At 65.4% G+C, this 17220-nt stretch carries 16 protein-coding genes; 12 read left to right on the top strand and 4 right to left on the bottom strand.

The window, feature by feature from the left end; all coding sequences use genetic code 11:
• Nucleotides 1–6 precede the first annotated feature (6 nt).
• The 5 genes from rimP (at nt 7) to JI664_RS09850 (ending at nt 6432) form a co-directional block, all read left to right on the top strand.
• Nucleotides 7–618: a ribosome maturation factor RimP gene (rimP, locus tag JI664_RS09830; protein ID WP_207013563.1), complete on the top strand. Its 612-nt coding sequence runs from the start codon at nt 7–9 to the stop codon at nt 616–618.
• A 3-nt stretch (nt 619–621) separates the two neighbouring features.
• On the top strand, nt 622–2235 hold the full coding sequence (gene nusA, locus JI664_RS09835; RefSeq protein WP_207013564.1) for a transcription termination factor NusA: 1614 nt from the start codon (nt 622–624) through the stop codon (nt 2233–2235).
• 12 nt (nt 2236–2247) lie between these two features.
• Nucleotides 2248–2871: an RNA-binding protein gene (locus JI664_RS09840; protein WP_207013565.1), complete on the top strand. Its 624-nt coding sequence runs from the start codon at nt 2248–2250 to the stop codon at nt 2869–2871.
• 8 nt (nt 2872–2879) lie between these two features.
• A complete protein-coding gene (infB, locus tag JI664_RS09845) occupies nt 2880–5414 on the top strand; it encodes a translation initiation factor IF-2 (RefSeq protein WP_207013566.1) in 2535 nt (844 codons plus the stop codon).
• Between the two features lie 127 nt (nt 5415–5541).
• Nucleotides 5542–6432, top strand: coding sequence for a homocysteine S-methyltransferase family protein (locus JI664_RS09850; protein WP_207013567.1), 891 nt, complete (start codon nt 5542–5544; stop codon nt 6430–6432).
• Between the two features lie 174 nt (nt 6433–6606).
• Here JI664_RS09850 and JI664_RS09855 read toward each other — a convergent pair whose 3' ends face one another.
• Together JI664_RS09855 and deoC are read right to left on the bottom strand one after the other, a co-directional pair.
• The gene (locus JI664_RS09855) at nt 6607–8904 is read right to left on the bottom strand and encodes an aldehyde dehydrogenase family protein (RefSeq protein ID WP_207013568.1); all 2298 of its coding nucleotides are present in this window, start codon (nt 8902–8904) and stop codon (nt 6607–6609) included.
• 7 nt (nt 8905–8911) lie between these two features.
• Nucleotides 8912–9862 carry a deoxyribose-phosphate aldolase gene (gene deoC, locus JI664_RS09860; RefSeq protein WP_207013569.1) on the bottom strand — a complete coding sequence of 317 codons (951 nt, stop codon included), beginning with the start codon at nt 9860–9862 and terminating at the stop codon, nt 8912–8914.
• Between the two features lie 239 nt (nt 9863–10101).
• On the opposite strand from deoC, the gene JI664_RS09865 reads away from it, so the two are divergent.
• Both JI664_RS09865 and JI664_RS09870 read left to right on the top strand, forming a co-directional pair.
• Nucleotides 10102–11190 carry an ABC transporter ATP-binding protein gene (locus JI664_RS09865; RefSeq protein ID WP_207013570.1) on the top strand — a complete coding sequence of 363 codons (1089 nt, stop codon included), beginning with the start codon at nt 10102–10104 and terminating at the stop codon, nt 11188–11190.
• A gap of 142 nt (nt 11191–11332) precedes the next feature.
• Nucleotides 11333–12781: a lytic murein transglycosylase gene (locus tag JI664_RS09870; RefSeq protein WP_207013571.1), complete on the top strand. Its 1449-nt coding sequence runs from the start codon at nt 11333–11335 to the stop codon at nt 12779–12781.
• Between the two features lie 87 nt (nt 12782–12868).
• Here JI664_RS09870 and JI664_RS09875 read toward each other — a convergent pair whose 3' ends face one another.
• A complete protein-coding gene (locus JI664_RS09875) occupies nt 12869–13213 on the bottom strand; it encodes an ArsR/SmtB family transcription factor (RefSeq protein WP_207013572.1) in 345 nt (114 codons plus the stop codon).
• 239 nt (nt 13214–13452) lie between these two features.
• On the opposite strand from JI664_RS09875, the gene JI664_RS09880 reads away from it, so the two are divergent.
• From JI664_RS09880 to JI664_RS09900, 5 genes are all read left to right on the top strand, one after another.
• A complete protein-coding gene (locus JI664_RS09880; RefSeq protein ID WP_207013573.1) occupies nt 13453–13788 on the top strand; it encodes an AtpZ/AtpI family protein in 336 nt (111 codons plus the stop codon).
• Nucleotides 13789–13833: 45 nt separating this feature from the next.
• Nucleotides 13834–14562: a F0F1 ATP synthase subunit A gene (locus tag JI664_RS09885; RefSeq protein WP_207013654.1), complete on the top strand. Its 729-nt coding sequence runs from the start codon at nt 13834–13836 to the stop codon at nt 14560–14562.
• A gap of 65 nt (nt 14563–14627) precedes the next feature.
• The gene (locus tag JI664_RS09890; RefSeq protein ID WP_107751530.1) at nt 14628–14864 is read left to right on the top strand and encodes a F0F1 ATP synthase subunit C; all 237 of its coding nucleotides are present in this window, start codon (nt 14628–14630) and stop codon (nt 14862–14864) included.
• 78 nt (nt 14865–14942) lie between these two features.
• Nucleotides 14943–15524, top strand: coding sequence for a F0F1 ATP synthase subunit B' (locus tag JI664_RS09895; RefSeq protein ID WP_207013574.1), 582 nt, complete (start codon nt 14943–14945; stop codon nt 15522–15524).
• Nucleotides 15521–16078 carry a F0F1 ATP synthase subunit B gene (locus JI664_RS09900; RefSeq protein WP_207013575.1) on the top strand — a complete coding sequence of 186 codons (558 nt, stop codon included), beginning with the start codon at nt 15521–15523 and terminating at the stop codon, nt 16076–16078. Before JI664_RS09895 ends, JI664_RS09900 begins: the two co-directional genes overlap by 4 nt.
• A 60-nt stretch (nt 16079–16138) precedes the next feature.
• Here the strand turns inward: JI664_RS09900 and JI664_RS09905 are convergent, their stop codons facing one another.
• Nucleotides 16139–17185, bottom strand: coding sequence for an NAD(P)/FAD-dependent oxidoreductase (locus tag JI664_RS09905; protein WP_207013576.1), 1047 nt, complete (start codon nt 17183–17185; stop codon nt 16139–16141).
• Between the last annotated feature and the right edge of the window lie 35 nt (nt 17186–17220).

Raw genomic sequence — 17220 nt, forward strand, 5'->3', positions numbered from 1 at the left:
GCCGCGATGAGCGAGCAGTCACAACCCGAAGACATCGGCGATCTGGTGGCCCGTGCCGCCGTTGACCGGCGCCTTGCGTCGATCGTCAAACCCGCGGTCGAAGCCGCCGGTTTCGAACTGGTGCGCCTGCGCCTGATGGCCGGCAAGACGCGCACGCTGCAGATCATGGCGGACCGGCCCGATGGCGGGATCGAAATCGACGAACTGGGCGAGATCACCACGCTGGTGGGCGCCGTTCTCGATGTCGAGGACCCGCTGGAAGACCCTTATGTGCTGGAAGTCTCGAGCCCCGGCATCGACCGTCCGCTGACCCGGCTGAAGGATTTCGAAGCCTGGTCCGGCTATGAAGCGCGGCTTGAAACCAACGAGCTGATCGATGGCCGCCGCCGCTTCAAGGGCACGCTGCAGGGCGTCGAAGAGAACGAGGTCCTGATCGAGATCGAGGATCACGGCGAGCCGGTGATCATCGGCCTGCAATTCGAGTGGCTGAGCGACGCCAAGCTGATCCTCACGGATGAGCTGATCGAGGAAACACTGCGCGCGCGGAAATCCGCGGGCGTCATCAACGAGTCCGACTTCGACACCATCGAAACCGATAGCGCTTCCGAGGAGGAGTGACAGATGGCCATTACCAGCGCCAACCAGCTTGAACTGCTGCAAACCGCCGAAGCGGTCGCGCGTGAGAAACTGATCGACCCCGAACTGGTCGTTCAGGCGATGGAAGACAGCCTCGCCCGCGCCGCGAAATCGCGTTACGGCGCCGATATGGACATCCGCGTCCATATCGACCGCAAGACCGGCCGCGCGCAGTTCACCCGCGTGCGCACCGTGGTCGAAGATGAAGAATTCGAGAACCATCACGCGCAGCTGACGGTGCAGCAGGCGAAGCAATTCATGGCCGATCCGCAGATCGGTGATGAGCTGAAGGATGACGTGCCCCCCGTCGAGCTGGGCCGCATCGCCGCGCAATCGGCCAAGCAGGTGATCTTGCAGAAGGTCCGCGAGGCCGAGCGCGATCGTCAGTACGACGAGTTCAAGGACCGCGCCGGCACGATCATCAACGGCACCGTCAAGCGCGAGGAATACGGCAACATCATCGTCGATATCGGCCGTGGTGAAGGCATCCTGCGCCGCAACGAAAAGATCGGCCGCGAAAGCTATCGCCCGAACGACCGTATCCGCTGCTTCATCAAGGATGTGCGCCGCGAAGCCCGTGGTCCGCAGGTCTTCCTGTCGCGCACCGCGCCCGATTTCATGGCCGCCCTGTTCAAGATGGAAGTGCCGGAAATCTACGACGGCATCATCGAGATCAAGGCCGTGGCCCGCGATCCCGGTTCGCGTGCGAAGATCGCGGTCATCAGCTATGACGGCTCGATCGACCCGGTCGGCGCCTGTGTCGGTATGCGCGGCTCGCGCGTGCAGGCCGTGGTGAACGAACTGCAGGGCGAGAAGATCGACATCATTCCGTGGAATGAAGATCAGGCGACGTTCCTCGTGAACGCGCTGCAGCCCGCCGAGGTCTCGAAAGTCGTGATCGACGAAGATGCCGCGCGCATCGAGGTCGTGGTGCCCGACGAGCAGCTGTCGCTCGCCATTGGCCGTCGTGGTCAGAACGTGCGTCTGGCCAGCCAGCTCACGGGTCTCGACATCGACATCATGACGGAATCCGATGAATCCGCCCGTCGTCAGGCCGAGTTCACCGAGCGTACCAACCTGTTCATGGAAGCGCTCGATATCGACGAGATGATGGCGCAGCTTCTGGTGGCCGAAGGCTTCAGCAATCTGGAAGAGGTTGCCTATGTCGAGCTCGACGAGCTGCTGGCGATCGACGGCTTCGACCAAGACACCGCGACCGAGCTGCAGGCGCGTGCCCGCGACAAGATCGAAGCGGCCAATCAGGCGGCGCTGGACAATGCCCGCGCGCTGGGTGTGGAACAGAGCCTCATTGACTTTGAGGGTCTGACGCCCCAGATGATTGAGGCGCTTGCCAAGGATGGCGTGAAGTCGCTCGACGATTTCGCCACCTGCGCCGACTGGGAACTGGCCGGTGGCTGGACCACGGTCGACGGCCAGCGCATGAAAGACGACGGTATTCTCGAGCCCTTCGAGATGAGCCTCGAAGAAGCTCAGACCCTGATCATGACGGCCCGTATCCAGCTTGGTTGGGTCGATCCGGCAGATCTCGAATCCGAGGAAATCGAGGAAGAGATCGCCGAGGGCGAGGAAGAGGCGTAAGGAGCCCGGATCATGACGCGGGGCGGGCGCACAAGGGACCGCGACGAACCCGAGCGGCGGTGTATCGCCACGGGCGAGACGCAGCCCAAAGGCGGGCTGATCCGCTTCGTGGTCGGACCCGAAGCGCAGGTCGTGCCCGATATCGAGGGCAAACTGCCCGGTCGGGGCATCTATGTCTCGGCCGACAGGGCGGCAATCGCGCAGGCAACCAAGCGAAAGCTGTTTGCCCGCGCGGCACGGGCCCCGGTAACGGTGCCCGACGGATTGGACGGACTTGTCCATGACCTGCTGACCCGGCGCGTGATCGAACTGATCGCGCTGGGTCGCAAGGCCGGGCAGGCCGTTGCGGGCTATGAAAAGGTCCGCGACTGGTTGACGACGGAAACGGCAGAGGTGCTTATTCAGGCCTCGGACGGATCCGAACGGGGAAAGACGAAGCTCAGGCCCCCGGCAGAGGGTGGCAGCTATATCGGCTGCCTCACCGCCGAAGAGCTGGGTTCGGCTTTTGGCCGTGAACATGTGATCCATGCCGCGCTTGCCTATGGCGGTCTGTCGTCACGTGTAGTAGAGGAAGCGGCGAAACTCGCGCGATTGCGTGAGGCAGTCGGTGGTGCCGATGCCACCGGAGAGGATTGACGAGACGCATGAGCGATACAGACGGCAAGAAACCCCTTGGGCTGCGCGGCGGCTCGACCCCCGGTCAGGTGAAGCAAAGCTTTAGCCACGGGCGGACCAAGGCGGTGGTGGTTGAGACGAAGCGCAAACGCGTTGTGGTGCCGAAACCCGGCTCCGCAGCGTCTGGCGATGCGTCGTCTTCCAAGCCGGCCTCGGGTGGCGGCGGTAACCGCCGTCCCGCCGGGATCTCGGACGCGGAAATGGACCGTCGCCTCGCAGCGGTGCGCGCGGCCAAGGCCCGCGAGGCCGAGGAAACCGCGCAGCGCGCGGCCGACGAAAAGCAGCGCGAGGAAGATCGCGAACGCCGCCGGCAGGAAGCCGAGCAGCGCGAGCGTGAGGAACGCGAGCGCGAAGAGGCCCGCAAAGCCAAGGAAGAGGAAGAGGCGCGCAAGGTCGCCGAAGCGGAGAAGGCGAAAGCCGACGCCGCCGCGGCCAAGGCTGCGCCCGCCGCTGCCGAAAAACCCGCCGAGCGCGCCGCCCCCGGCGGTGCCGCCGATCGTGGCCCGGTGCGTGGCGGCGGTGCGCCGACCCCGCGCAAGACCGACCGCGAACGCGACGACCGCGACCAGCGTGGCAAGAAAAGCGGTGGCGATGCCGGTGGCCGTCGCGCGGGCAAACTGACGCTCAACGCGGCCCTCAGCGGCAACGAAGGCGGCCGCCAGCGGTCGCTCGCTGCGATGAAGCGCAAGCAGGAAAAGGCCCGCGCCAAGGCGCTGGGTCAGGGCCAGCGCGCCGAAAAGCAGGCGCGTGACGTCCAGCTGCCCGAAACCATCGTCGTGCAGGAACTTGCCAATCGGATGGCCGAACGCGCCGCCGACGTGGTCAAGTCGCTGATGAAGATGGGCATGATGGTGGCGATGAATCAGCCCATCGACGCCGACACCGCCGAGCTGGTGATCGAAGAATTCGGCCACCGCGCGGTTCGCGTGTCGGACGCCGATGTCGAGCAGGTCATCGACACGGTCGAGGACAAGGACGAAGACCTCGTCTCGCGTCCGCCGATCATCACGATCATGGGTCACGTCGACCACGGCAAGACCTCGCTGCTTGATGCCATTCGCAAGACCAGCGTCGTCTCGGGCGAAGCCGGCGGCATCACCCAGCATATCGGCGCCTATCAGGTGACCACGGAATCGGGGGCGGTTCTGTCCTTCCTCGATACGCCGGGCCACGCGGCCTTCACCTCGATGCGGGCCCGTGGCGCGCAGGTGACGGACGTCGTCGTTCTGGTCGTGGCTGCCGATGACTCGGTCATGCCGCAGACGATCGAAGCGCTCAACCACGCGAAAGCGGCGGGTGTGCCGATGATCGTGGCGATCAACAAGATCGACCGCCCCGCCGCCGACGCCAACCGCGTGCGCACCGAATTGCTGCAGCACGAGGTCGTGGTCGAGCAGATGGGCGGCGACGTGCAGGATGTCGAGGTTTCGGCCGTGACCGGTCAGGGCCTGGAACAACTGCTGGAAGCCATCGCGCTGCAGGCCGAGATCCTCGAGCTCAAGGCCAACCCGACGCGCGCTGCGCAGGGTGCGGTCATCGAAGCCAAGCTCGACGTGGGTCGCGGTCCGGTCGCTACCGTTCTGGTTCAGAACGGGACGCTCAAGCGCGGCGACATCTTCGTCGTCGGCGAGCAATGGGGCAAGGTCCGTGCGCTGATCAACGACAAGGGCGAGCGCGTCGACGAAGCCGGGCCTTCGGTTCCGGTCGAGGTGCTGGGTCTCAACGGCACGCCCGAAGCCGGTGACGTGCTCAACGTGGTCGAGACCGAAGCGCAGGCGCGTGAAATCGCCGAGTACCGTGAGGAAGCCGCGAAAGACAAGCGCGCTGCCGCCGGTGCCGCGACGACGCTCGAACAGATGATGGCCAAGGCCAAGGCCGACAAGGACGTGGCCGAGCTGCCGGTTCTGGTGAAAGCCGACGTGCAGGGCTCTGCCGAGGCGATCGTTCAGGCGCTGGAGAAAGTCGGCAACGACGAGGTCCGCGTGCGCGTGCTGCACTATGGTGTCGGCGCGGTCACGGATTCGGATGTCGGCCTGTCGGAAGCCTCGGGCGCGCCGATCATCGCCTTCAACGTCCGGGCCAACGCGATGGCGCGGAACTCGGCCCAGCAAAAGGGCGTCGAGATCCGCTATTACTCGATCATCTACGATCTGATCGACGACATCAAAGCGGCGGCCTCGGGTCTTCTGAAGGACGAAGTGCGCGAAACCTTCATCGGTTACGCCGAGATCCGCGAAGTCTTCAAGGTGTCGGGCGTCGGCAAGGTTGCCGGTTGTCTGGTCACCGAAGGTGTTGCCCGTCGTTCGGCCGGTGTGCGCCTGCTGCGCGACAACGTGGTTGTCCACGAAGGCACGCTGAAGACGCTGAAGCGCTTCAAGGACGAAGTGAAGGACGTTCAGTCCGGTCAGGAATGCGGCATGGCCTTCGAGAATTACGAAGACATCCGTCAGGGCGACGTCATCGAGATCTTCGAGCGTACGACGGTCGAACGCACGCTCGACTGATCCGCGTCCAGGCGATCGAAACGGACCGGCAGGGAAACCTCCGGTCCGTTTTCTTTTGCGCGGGTCGTGGGTATAAGCGCGCCAGTCCTTGCACTCAGGCCAGCCCTTGCACTCAGGTTTGTCCCCCATGCCCCAGATTACCCTGCTCGATGGCGGCCTGAGCCGTGAATTGCTGGCCTATGGCGCGCAGTTGCACCAGCCCGAATGGTCCGCCGGCGCGCTGATGGAGTCCCCGCAGGCCGTCCAGTCTGCGCATGAGGCCTTCTTTCGGGCGGGCGCCACGATCGCGACGACTAACACCTATGCCGTCGTGCCCTATCATATCGGTGAGGCCCGCTTTGCCGATAAAGGGCAGGCTTTGGCCGATCTGGCCGGCAAGCTGGCGCGCGATGCGGCCCGCGTGGCCCGTCCTGACGGGCGCGTCGCGGGGTCGCTGCCGCCTGCCTGCGGCTCGTACCTGCCGCGCGATTTCGATCCGGAGGCCGGGGCGCGGATTTTGTCGGTTCTGGTCCGGGGCCTGACGCCGCATGTCGATCTGTGGCTGGCCGAAACGATGAGCAGCCTCGAAGAGGCGCGGGTCACGGCGCAAGCGGTCACGGGGTCGGACAAGCCGCTATGGATGTCCTTCAGCCTGCGCGACGATCCCGCCGATGCCGAAAGGAGCCCCGCCTTGCGCTCGGGCGAAAGCGTGACTGACGCTGTCGCGCTGGCCATGGAGCACGGCGCGCGCGCGGTGCTTTTCAACTGTTCGATGCCCGAGGTGATGGAGGCCGCCGTGGCACAGGCCCGTGCGGCATTGCCCGATGACATCCCTGTCGGCGTTTATGCCAACGCGTTCACCGCGCGCGGCGAAGATGGCGCAGCGAACGAGGTGCTGGCCGCGATCCGCGACGACCTGACGCCCGACAGCTATGCCCACTGGACCGACCGCTGGATCGCTGCGGGGGCCACGTTGATCGGGGGATGTTGCGGCATCGGCGCCGAGCATATCGCCGCCCTGCACGAGCGCTACGGCTAAACGGCGTCAGGTCGAATCAAGAATTCTGGCGAAAAGGGTCGGGGCGCGCGCCTGTTACAGCGCGGGCTCCGACCCTTTTGCCTTCCGTGTTTCCCAACCCGGAATGCCCGAACAGGGGCGATAGCCCCCCGTCCGGGATCAATGGCACGCGGTCGCGTGCGTTATCTTGGAAAATCAGGCGCCGTAGGGAACCCAGACCGTCTTGACCTGCACCGCGCGCCGCAGGAAGTCGCGGGACTGCCCGGCCGGTCCGGACCAGTCGCGCGCACGGCTTTCGGCCCAGACGGGTTTCAGGTTGCCCGCCGATTGCGCCTCGGCGCTCGTGCAGGTCTCGGCATCGGCAAAGACCCACAGCGCCGCGACATCGTCATGCTTGGCCAGCGTATCCGACAGCTCGGCGCGCGGGCCGGTAACGATGTTGACCACGCCACCCGGCACGTCCGACGTGTCGAGCACTTGATACAGGTCCAGCGCGGGCACCGGGTCCGCTTGCGACGGCACCGCGATCACCCGGTTGCCCATGGCAATCGCCGGCAGAACGGTCGAGACGAAGCCCAGAAGCGGCGCTTCCTCGGGGCAGATCACGCCCATGACGCCGAAGGGCTCCTTCATCGCCAGCGTGACATTCGGGCCGGTCGTCGAATGGACCTTGCCGTCATACTTGTCGGCCCAGGCCGCCCAGTAGAAGGCGCGTTCGACCGCCTGCGCGACCTCGTCTTTCGGGGCGAAGTCGCGGGCGCGGGCGTTCAGGTTCTCGGCCAGGAAATACAGCACCTGCGCGCGGTTATGGCCGGTGACCTTGGACCAGCCGGACGCCTTGTGCGCGGCTTCCACGGCGTTGCGGATGTCCTTGCGCCCGCCCAGCGGGATCTGCGCGCCATCTACGGCATAGGAATAGCCGCCATCCGGGCGCTTCTCCGCGCCGCCGATATAGAGCTTGCGCGTGCGGTCCACCGCGTCGCCCGAAGCCGAGGCGGGCAGGGCGGACAGCGGGGCACGTGCTTTGCGCTCCTTGCCCGTGGCCTCGTCCGAGGTCAGATAGGCCAGCATCCCCTCTCGTGCGCCTTCGCGGCCGAAGCCGGATTCGCGCATCCCGCCGAACGGGGCGTTGGCGTCGAACATGTTGGTGCCGTTGATCCAGATGATCCCCGCCTTGACCTGCCCGGCGATGTCCATGGCGGTCGTCAGGTTCTCGGTCCACAGGCTCGCGGCAAGGCCGTAGCGGGTGTTGTTGGCCAGCTCGACGGCTTCGCCGGGGGTGCGGAAGGTCATCAGCGTGACCACCGGGCCGAAGATTTCTTCGGTATTGGCGATATTGGCAGCACCCAGATCGGTCAGCAGCATCGGCGCGCAAAAGCTGCCCGGCCCGTTGGGGACCGGCGCCTGATGCAGCACCGCGCCCTGTTGCACCGCCTGATCGACCAGCCCGCGAATGCGCTCAAGCTGGGTGGTATGCACCACGGCGCCGATATCCGTGGACTTGTCCAAGGGATCGCCGACGCGCAGCTTGGCCATGCGGGCTTTCAGGCGGTTGGTGAAGGTCTCGGCCACCTGTTCCTGCACCAGAATCCGCGAGCCTGCACAGCAGACTTCGCCCTGATTGAACCAGATGGCATCGACCACGCCCTCGACCGCGGCATCGAGATCGGCCTCGGCAAAGACGATGAAGGGGGATTTGCCGCCCAGTTCCAGCGTCAGCGCCTTGCCGGTGCCCGCCGTGGCTTGCCGGATGATGCGCCCGACCTCGGTCGAGCCGGTGAAGGCGATCTTGTCGACCTCGGCCTCGACCAGCGCGGCGCCGGTGCGCCCGTCGCCGGTGACGATGTTGACGACACCCTTGGGCAGCCCGGCTTCGACGCAGAGCTCGGCAAAGAGCAGCGCGGTCAGCGGCGTGAACTCGGCAGGCTTCAGCACCACCGTGTTGCCGGCGGCCAGCGCGGGCGCGACCTTCCACGCCAGCATGAGCAGCGGGAAGTTCCACGGGATGATCTGCCCGCAGACGCCATGCGGGCGCATACCGGGGAATTCATCGGCCAGAAGCTCGGCCCAGCCGGCATGGTGATAGAAATGGCGCACCGCCAGCGGCACGTCGATATCGCGCGATTCCCGGATCGGCTTACCGTTATCCAGCGTTTCCAGCACGGCAAACAGTCGCTCGCGCTTCTGCATCAGCCGGGCCAGTGCGTAGAGATGCCGCGCCCGCTGCCCGCCCGACAGTTTTGCCCAGCCTTTCGCGGCCGAGCGTGCGGCCTTCACCGCGTCGGCGACGTCCTCGGCGCTGCCTTGCGCGATATGCGCCAGCTCTTCGCCCGTCGCCGGGTTGGTGGTGGCGAAGGTCTCGCCCGGCTTGGTGAAGGCGCCGTTGATGAAATGTCCGAAACGACGATCCTTCAGCCAGTCCTTGGCGATCGTGGCCGATTCCGGGGCCGGGCCGTAATCCATCATCTGTAGGGCTTCCGTGACAGTGGGCATTGGGACCTCAGGCGATGGCGTGGCGGTGCGAGGCGGCGTAGCGCCCGGTGACGTAATGTTCGAGCTGACGCTCGATATCGCCCAGCATGGACGATGCGCCGAAGCGGAACAGGTCGGGCTCGAGCCAGTCCCGGCCCAGCTCTTCCTTCATCAGGATCTGCCACGACAGCGCGTCCTTGCCGGTCTTCATCCCGCCGGCAGGCTTGAAGCCGATCTGCACGCCGGTCCTGTCGCCATAGTCGCGCAACGCCCGGACCATGGTCAGCGACACCGGAATGGTTGCGTTGACGCCCTCTTTTCCGGTCGAGGTCTTGATGAAATCCGCGCCTGCCTGCATCGCCACCATCGACGCCTTGTAGACATTCGACATCGTGACCAGATCGCCGGTGGCAAGGATCGCCTTCATATGCGCGTCGCCACAGGCTTCGCGCATCGTGGCGATCTCATCGTAAAGCGCCTGCCAATTGCCGTCGAAGACATGCGCGCGGGTGATGACGATGTCGATCTCGTCCGCGCCCTGATCGACCGCATAGCGGATCTCAGCCAGCCGCAGGTCCAAGGGCATCAGACCGGCGGGAAAGCCCGTCGCGACCGAGGCCACGGGGATCCCGCTGTTCGACAGCGCGCGCTTGGCTGCGCCCACCATCGTCGGATAGACGCAGACCGCGCCGGTTTTCGGCATCTCGGTCAGGCCCAGCCCCTCGGCGATATGGTCGGCGATCGGGCGGCGGGCCTTGGCGCAAAGCCGGGCCACGCGGTTCTCGGTATCGTCGCCCGCCAGCGTCGTCAGATCCATACAGCGGATGGCATTTACCAGCCACGCCGCCTGATGTTCTTTCTTCACCGACCGCCGCGCCAGCAGCGAGGCCGCCCTGCGCTCGGCGGCGGGGCGGTTGATCTGGATGCGGTCGAACCAGTCGGTCGTCAGGGGCAGTCCGGGGTTGCGGTCGTGCGACATGAAAGAGGGTTCCGGCAGCGGTGAAAGGACAAAGTATGATCGAGTGAACGCGCCCCTGCAATCCCAGCTTGACCAAGTGGTCAAAAAACGCGGCGTCGTTGCGTGGGGCGGGCGAGAACGCTTTTGATTGTTACGTCAGACAGGGGTTACACCAAAGAAAATTGACATCTGCTTCGCCCAAGCCTAATCCCGTATTCCCAAGTGCAACGGTTGGAATTGGCTGAAAGGCCCCTGATCCGATGACCGAACTGCCTGCGACACGCAGCTTCAGAATGCCGGCCGAGGCCTCGCCTCTCGGTTTCCGCCAGCGGCCCATCAAGCCGCTGCTCGACGTCGACCGCCTGCGCAAGACCTTTCCGCATGCCTCGACCTCGGCGGTCGAGCGCGTTTCGCTGGCCGTGGGCGAGGGCGAGCTTCTGGCGCTGTTGGGTCCGTCGGGCTGTGGCAAGACGACGACGCTGCGGATGATCGGCGGGTTCGAGCAGCCGGACGAAGGCACGATCACCTTCGACGGTCACGATATCACCACGCTGCCCCCCGAAGCGCGCGGCATCGGTTTCGTGTTTCAGGACTACGCGCTGTTCCCGCATCTGTCGGTTCTGGACAATGTCCGTTTCGGGCTGCGCAAGATGCCCCGCGCGCAGGCGACCGCGCGGGCCGAAGACATGCTGAAGCTGGTCGGCCTGTCCGATCTTGGCCGCCGCCGCCCGCATCAATTGTCGGGCGGTCAGCAACAGCGCGTGGCGCTGGCCCGGGCGCTGGCCGTAGCGCCGCAGCTGATCCTGCTGGACGAGCCTTTCTCGAATCTCGACGCGAAGATGCGGATCGAGACGCGGCAAGAGGTCCGGCGGCTGCTGAAATCGACGGGCTCGGCGGGGATCCTTGTCACCCACGATCAGGAAGAGGCGCTGGCGCTTGCCGATCGTATCGCGGTGATGGATGGCGGGCGGATCGTGCAGCTTGGCACGCCCGACGAGATCTATCGCAACCCGGTCTCGGAATTCGTGGCGAATTTCATTGGCCGCTCGAACATCGTGTCGGGCCGGGCCGAAGGCATGAACGCGCATACCCCGTTCGGCGACCTGCCGATGACCCGCGCGGCGAATGGCTCGGTCTCGCTGGCCGTGCGCCCTGAGCAGATCATGCTCGAAGCCGACCCGAATGGCGCGGCGGTGATCGTCGGACGCGAATTCCGCGGCCACGATCAGATCTACTGGGTTAAGAAAGACGAAACCTGTTTCGTCGTAATCTCGGGTCCCGGGCAGGATCACCCGGACGGAACGCGGGTCAATATGCGCATCTGCGACTGCGTCGTTCCGCTCAACTGATCTCATCGCAAGGCAGTTACGGTGCCGGAAATCCGGCATCGGGCGGAATCGCATAGTTCCGCTTACCCGCGCCGCGGCTCGCTTCCGTTAAAGGCGAGTTTGCAGTATACTCCAGAAAAACAAAGCAAAGAGCAGGCTTCAGATGTCATTTCGTGCCGGAATCCTCTGGCTCTTCGCCATTGCGTCGGTCTCGGCGTCCGGGTCGGTGCTGGCCTCGGTCGAGGTATCGCCGCGCCCGATGCCGCGTCCGCAGCAGAGTGTCGAACAGCGGGCGCCGGTTCCTGCCGCCGCGCGTGAGCCCTCCCCCGCCACCCGCGCCGCGACCCCGACGCCGCAAGCAACGTCGGTGAGCGCGCGCGCCGCCGCTCTGGCGATGCTCGCCCCGGCCAGCAGCCTGCGCCCGAACGCCCGGCCCTCGGGGCTGCGGGCGACCGCGCGGACAAGCGCACCGACGCCGGTTACCGGCGGCAGCGGCAATGCGCGCTTCGATGCGTGGTTGCGCGATTTCCGCACCCGTGCGCTGCGCGAAGGCATCACGGCGCGTGTTTTCGACACCGCCATGGCGGGCATTCGTCCCGACAACGATATCCTGCAGCGCGAAGCGCATCAGCCGGAATTCAGCCGCCCGATCTGGGCCTATCTCGACAGCGCCGTTTCGCAGGCCCGGATCGAGAATGGGCGCCGCGCGCTGAGCCGCTACCGCACCCTTCTGGGCGAGATCGAGGCCCGCTACGGCGTCGAACGCGAGGTCGTGGTCGCGGTCTGGGGTCTGGAAAGTTCGTTCGGCGAACTGCGCGGGCGCACCCCGATCCTTCCGGCGCTTGCCACGCTGGCGATCTCGTCGCGCCGGGCGGATTTCTACGAAGAGCAACTGATCGGCGCGCTGCGGATCATTCAGGCAGGCGATGTCGATGCCAGCCACATGGTCGGAAGCTGGGCGGGCGCGATGGGCCATACGCAGTTCATCCCCACCAGCTACCTGTCCTACGCGGTGGATTTTCGCAGCGACGGGCGGCGCGACATCTGGTCGGACGACCCGACGGATTCGCTGGCTTCGACGGCGGCCTATCTGGCCAGCCATGGCTGGCAGCGCGGACAGCCCTGGGGGGTCGAGGTGACGATCCCGTCGAATTTCAACCCGCGGCTTGCCAATACCAGCCGTTCGGTCGGCGAATGGACCCGGCTGGGCGTACGCCCGCAACGCGGCGCTTCGCTGCCGCGCTCGGGCGAGGCCACGCTGATGTTCCCGGCAGGCTCTCGCGGGCCCGCGATCCTGGCATTTCAGAATTTCCGCGTGATCAAGCGCTATAACAACGCCGATGCCTATGCGATTGCCATCGGTCATCTGGCCGACCGGATGCGCGACGGGCCCGGTTTCGTGGCAAGCTGGCCGCGCGACGACCGACCGCTCAGCCGCCCGGAACGCGAAGAACTGCAGCAGCATCTGGCGCGCGCGGGGCATTATGAGGGTGATATCGACGGGCGGGTCGGATCCGGCACGCTGGCCGCCGTGCGCGACTGGCAGGCACAGAACGGGCTGGCGCCGGATGGCTATGTCTCGCTCGCCCTGCTCGAACGGATGCGGCGCTGACACAGGGCAGGGGGGCTGTCTGCCCCCCTCTTTGGCTGCGCCAAATTCACCCCCCGAGGATATTTTCGGAACAAAGATGCGCGCGGCTTAGTCGCCGTCGGTCGGGATGCCGAGTTCCGAGGCGAGGAAGCGCTCGAACGCGTCGAGATTGAGCGGCTCGAACTGGCCGAACGCCTGCATCCAGACCGAGGCGGCGCGCATCGCGTCGGGTTCGAGCTTGCACCATTTGAGCCGCCCGCGCTTTTCCTGACTGATCAGCCCGGCCTCGGCGAGGATCGACAGGTGTTTAGAAATCGCGGCGAGCGAGATCGGGAACGGGTCGGCGACATCGGTGACGGCCATGTCGTCTTCCAGAAGCATCGACAGGATTGCCCGCCGTGTGGGATCGGCCAGCGCCATGAAGACCGCATCGAGGGTTTTGGCGTCGCTCATCGGGCTGCTCATGGCATCGGGCGTATCGGCGCTGTGCGGGGCGGTCAAGATATTCAACGGATCGGTTGAATGTGCAGGCGCGGCATAAGGCGGGGCAATTTGTCCGGAAGGGCCAGAGGCGGGAAAGTTTTATCCTTTTATTACAGTGGTTTGTAGATCACTAATACTTGTTGACTCTGTGACCCCCCGACCCTAGGTTGCGCCCGACCGTCACCCCGACAGTCGTAGGGGCTTTCGCCATGTCCGAACCGTCCGATCTTGAGCGCCTGAAAGCGCTCGACGCCCGGCTCGCGAGCTTGAAGAAGGCGCAGGCGCCGAAGGTTAACGGGGTGGCGCAAGGCCACGACATGGCGAATTACGCCTGGCGCATGGTCACCGAGTTGGTTGCCGGTCTTCTGATCGGTTTCGGCATCGGGTTCGGGCTGGACAAGGTGTTCGACACCATGCCGCTGTTCCTGGTGCTGTTCATACTTCTGGGTCTTGTGGCCGGGATCCGCACGATGATGCGGACCGCGCAGGAAGCCCAGCGAAAGAGCACGCAGGCGGGTACAGCCGCCAAGAACGAAGGGGACTGACACGTGGCCGCAGAAGAGCATGGCGAAGGCCTGGCCTTCCACCCGATGGATCAATTCATCGTCTCGCCGCTGTTCGGCGACGGCGAAGTGGGCGTCTTCACCATCACCAATGCGACGCTGTGGATGGCGCTGAGCGTTCTGGCGATCGCGCTTCTGTTCATCGTGGGGACCCGCGGCCGCGCCATCGTGCCGACGCGGATCCAGTCGATCGCGGAACTGGCCTACGGCTTTATCCACAAGATGGTCGAGGATGTCGCGGGCAAGGAAGCGCTGTCGTTCTTCCCGTATATCTTCACCGTGTTCCTGTTCATCGTCTTCTCGAACTTCCTGGGCCTACTGCCCATGGCGTTCACGCCGACCTCGCATATCGCGGTCACCGCGATCCTTGCCATCGGCGTGTTCCTGACCGTGACCATCGTCGGTTTCGTCAAGAACGGCGCGGGCTTCCTGGGTCTGTTCTGGGTGTCGTCGGCGCCGCTGGCGCTGCGCCCGGTGCTGGCGCTGATTGAGGTCATCTCGTACTTCGTGCGCCCGGTCAGCCATTCCATTCGTCTTGCAGGCAACATGATGGCCGGCCATGCCGTGATCAAAGTGTTCGCCGCTTTCGCGCCGCTGATCCTGATCTCGGGGATCGGGGTTGCTGTGACGCCGCTGTCCATCGTCGCCATCACCGCGATGTACGGGCTCGAAATTCTCGTGGCCTTCATTCAGGCCTACGTGTTCACCATCCTGACCTGCGTGTACCTGAAGGACGCGCTGCATCCGAGCCACTGACGGCCCGGCTGACTGGTCCCCGGATATCTCTCTATAGCCAATTCCAACCGTAAGGAGTGACGAATATGGAAGGCTCGATCGTTCAAATGGGTGCTTATATCGGCGCTGGCCTGGCCTGCATGGGCATGGGTGGGGCTGCTGTCGGTGTGGGCAACGTTGCCGGCAACTTCCTGTCGGGCGCGCTGCGCAACCCCTCGGCCGCTGCTGGCCAGACCGCGACGCTGTTCATCGGCATCGCCTTCGCCGAAGCGCTGGGGATCTTCTCGTTCCTCGTCGCTCTGCTGCTGATGTTCGCCGTCTGATCCTGACCTTCCCGTGATCCTTACGGCCGGGCGGGTCTGACGACCTGCCCGGCGGATACGGTCAATCAGGAGCATCCGATGGAAGAAACAGTTCTCGAGCACGGAGCCGAGCAAGCGGCCGAACACGGGGCTGCCGCCGCACATGGTGCCGAGGCGGCGTCGGGTGGCATGCCGCAGCTCGATTTTGCGACATTCCCGAACCAGATCTTCTGGCTCGTGGTTTCGCTGGTCGTGCTTTATTTCATCCTCTCGCGCGTGGCGTTGCCCCGGATCGGTTCGGTTCTGGCCGAGCGGACCGGCACCATCACCAACGATATCGCCGCCGCCGAGACATTCAAACAGCAGGCCGCCGAGGCCGAGGCCGCCTATCACAAGGCCCTCGACGACGCGCGCGCTGCGGCAGCCAAGGTGGTCGAGGAATCGCGCGCCGAGATCCAGAAGGAGCTCGACGTGGCCATCGCCAAGGCTGATGCCGAAATCGCCGCCCGCACCGCGGAATCGGAAGCGCGGATCGCCGAGATCCGGGAAAGCGCCGCCGAAGCCGTGAGCAAAGTGGCCAAGGATACGACGCAGGAAATCCTGACCGCCTTTGGCGTTCAGGCCGATGCTGCGGCGGTTCAGTCGGCTGTCGACCAACGTCTGAACGGGGGTGCTGCATGACCCGCTTTCTGACCCTGATCACGGTCTTTGCCGCGTCGCCGGCACTGGCCGCTACCGGGCCTTTCTTCTCGCTGCGCAACACCAACTTCGTCGTGTTGCTGGCGTTCCTCCTGTTCGTCGGGGTGCTGTTCTACTTCAAGGTTCCGTCGCTGATTGCGGGCCTTCTGGACAAGCGCGCCGCGACGATCCGCGCCGAGCTCGCCGAAGCGCGCAAGCTGCGGGAAGAAGCTCAGGAGCTTCGGGCGTCGTTTGAACGCAAAAAGGCTGAGGTCAAGGACCAGGCCGAGCGTATCATCGCGAAGGCCAAGGCCGATGCCGAGCTTGCGGCCCAGCAGGCTCAGTCGGATCTGGAAGCCACGATCGCGCGTCGCCTTCGTTCGGCTGAAGATCACATCGCCTCGGCCGAGGCGAGCGCGGTGAAAGCGGTTCGGGATCGTGCCATCACGGTGTCGATCGCAGCCTCGCGCGAGCTGATCGCGGCCAACATGTCGGCGGAAGCAGGCAACAAGCTGATCGAATCCTCGATCGCGACGGTCGAACAGCGTCTGCACTGACGTTGATCGCCATCGCCCGAAAGGCCCCGCGAAAGCGGGGCCTTTTCGTTTGGGCGGCGCTCAGCGGCGTTTGAGGTTGTCCTTGACCCTGAAACCATCGGGCACCGTATCGGCGCCATCAAGCAACAGGTCGGCGGCCAGTTCGGCCAGTTTCGGGGCCATGCCGAAACCGATCTTGAACCCGCCATTCAACACGAAATGCCCATCACGGCCCGGCCATGCCCCCAGCATCGGCGCGCGCGACGGGCTGCGCGGACGCACGCCTGCCCAACGCTCGATCACCGGGGCCTGCGCCAGATCGGGGGACAGCGCGCGAACCCGGGCGATGATGTCCTCAAGCTGGCTATCGACGCTGTCGGGTGTTTCGAAATCGCGCTCGCTGGTCGATCCGATCGCCACCGTGCCATCGGCATGCGGCACGACATGCAGGCTGTCGGCGAAAAGTTGCGGCGCATCGCGGAAATCGGCCTGCAACAGCGCGGCCTGCCCCTTCACGCCCGTGCCCATCGGCTGCCCCAGATCGGCCCCCAACGCAGCCAGCCCTGCGGCGCCGGTGGCCCAGAGCACGATACCATCGGGCGCATCCTTGCCAAATTCGACGGCAACGCCCTTGGTGGCAAGCGCCGCCACCAGCGCCTCGGCCGCGCCGCGTGGGCGCATCCGGGCGCTCAGCGTGTCGTGGATCACCAGCCCGGTGGGCGAGGGCAAGCGCATCCCGTTGACGCTGCCCTCAGGGACCACACGCCAGTCGGCCCGCCCCTGCCACAGGTCGCGCGCGTTCTCGCCCCGCTCTCGCGCCCGCGTGACGGCGGCTTCGTCAGCCAGCGGTTGGACCCGTCCGGTCCGCGCATATCCCGGATCGCGGCCTCCTGCGTCCGCCACGTCGCGCCAGAACGCCTCGGCCATGATCAGGCTGTCGAACTGAAAGGCCTTCTTGGTGTTCCAGTTCTCGGGCACATGCGGCGCCAGCGCGCCGACGATCCCGCCGGACGAGCCCGCACCCACGCGCCGCGCCTCGATCACCCGGACCGAAGCGCCGCGCCGCGCCATTGCCCAAGCGGCGCTCAGACCGAGGATTCCGGCACCCATGACGGTGATTTGTGGCATTGCGTTTCCCCTTCAGGCGCGTAAAGGTCGCCCGT

Source organism: Rhodobacter sp. NTK016B, assembly GCF_017303295.1.
In the GTDB taxonomy this organism is placed as follows: domain Bacteria; phylum Pseudomonadota; class Alphaproteobacteria; order Rhodobacterales; family Rhodobacteraceae; genus Pararhodobacter.

What these genes read in the sequence shown, in the direction of transcription:
- JI664_RS09895 (WP_207013574.1), top strand. Translation starts at nt 14,943, where the DNA reads ATGGAAGAAACAGTTCTCGAGCACGGAGCCGAGCAAGCGGCCGAACAC.
- JI664_RS09850 (WP_207013567.1), top strand. Translation starts at nt 5,542, where the DNA reads ATGCCCCAGATTACCCTGCTCGATGGCGGCCTGAGCCGTGAATTGCTG.
- JI664_RS09870 (WP_207013571.1), top strand. Translation starts at nt 11,333, where the DNA reads ATGTCATTTCGTGCCGGAATCCTCTGGCTCTTCGCCATTGCGTCGGTC.
- infB (WP_207013566.1), top strand. Translation starts at nt 2,880, where the DNA reads ATGAGCGATACAGACGGCAAGAAACCCCTTGGGCTGCGCGGCGGCTCG.
- JI664_RS09840 (WP_207013565.1), top strand. Translation starts at nt 2,248, where the DNA reads ATGACGCGGGGCGGGCGCACAAGGGACCGCGACGAACCCGAGCGGCGG.
- rimP (WP_207013563.1), top strand. Translation starts at nt 7, where the DNA reads ATGAGCGAGCAGTCACAACCCGAAGACATCGGCGATCTGGTGGCCCGT.
- JI664_RS09900 (WP_207013575.1), top strand. Translation starts at nt 15,521, where the DNA reads ATGACCCGCTTTCTGACCCTGATCACGGTCTTTGCCGCGTCGCCGGCA.
- JI664_RS09885 (WP_207013654.1), top strand. Translation starts at nt 13,834, where the DNA reads ATGGATCAATTCATCGTCTCGCCGCTGTTCGGCGACGGCGAAGTGGGC.
- JI664_RS09855 (WP_207013568.1), bottom strand. Translation starts at nt 8,904, where the DNA reads ATGCCCACTGTCACGGAAGCCCTACAGATGATGGATTACGGCCCGGCC.
- JI664_RS09865 (WP_207013570.1), top strand. Translation starts at nt 10,102, where the DNA reads ATGACCGAACTGCCTGCGACACGCAGCTTCAGAATGCCGGCCGAGGCC.
- JI664_RS09875 (WP_207013572.1), bottom strand. Translation starts at nt 13,213, where the DNA reads ATGAGCGACGCCAAAACCCTCGATGCGGTCTTCATGGCGCTGGCCGAT.
- deoC (WP_207013569.1), bottom strand. Translation starts at nt 9,862, where the DNA reads ATGTCGCACGACCGCAACCCCGGACTGCCCCTGACGACCGACTGGTTC.
- nusA (WP_207013564.1), top strand. Translation starts at nt 622, where the DNA reads ATGGCCATTACCAGCGCCAACCAGCTTGAACTGCTGCAAACCGCCGAA.
- JI664_RS09905 (WP_207013576.1), bottom strand. Translation starts at nt 17,185, where the DNA reads ATGCCACAAATCACCGTCATGGGTGCCGGAATCCTCGGTCTGAGCGCC.
- JI664_RS09890 (WP_107751530.1), top strand. Translation starts at nt 14,628, where the DNA reads ATGGAAGGCTCGATCGTTCAAATGGGTGCTTATATCGGCGCTGGCCTG.
- JI664_RS09880 (WP_207013573.1), top strand. Translation starts at nt 13,453, where the DNA reads ATGTCCGAACCGTCCGATCTTGAGCGCCTGAAAGCGCTCGACGCCCGG.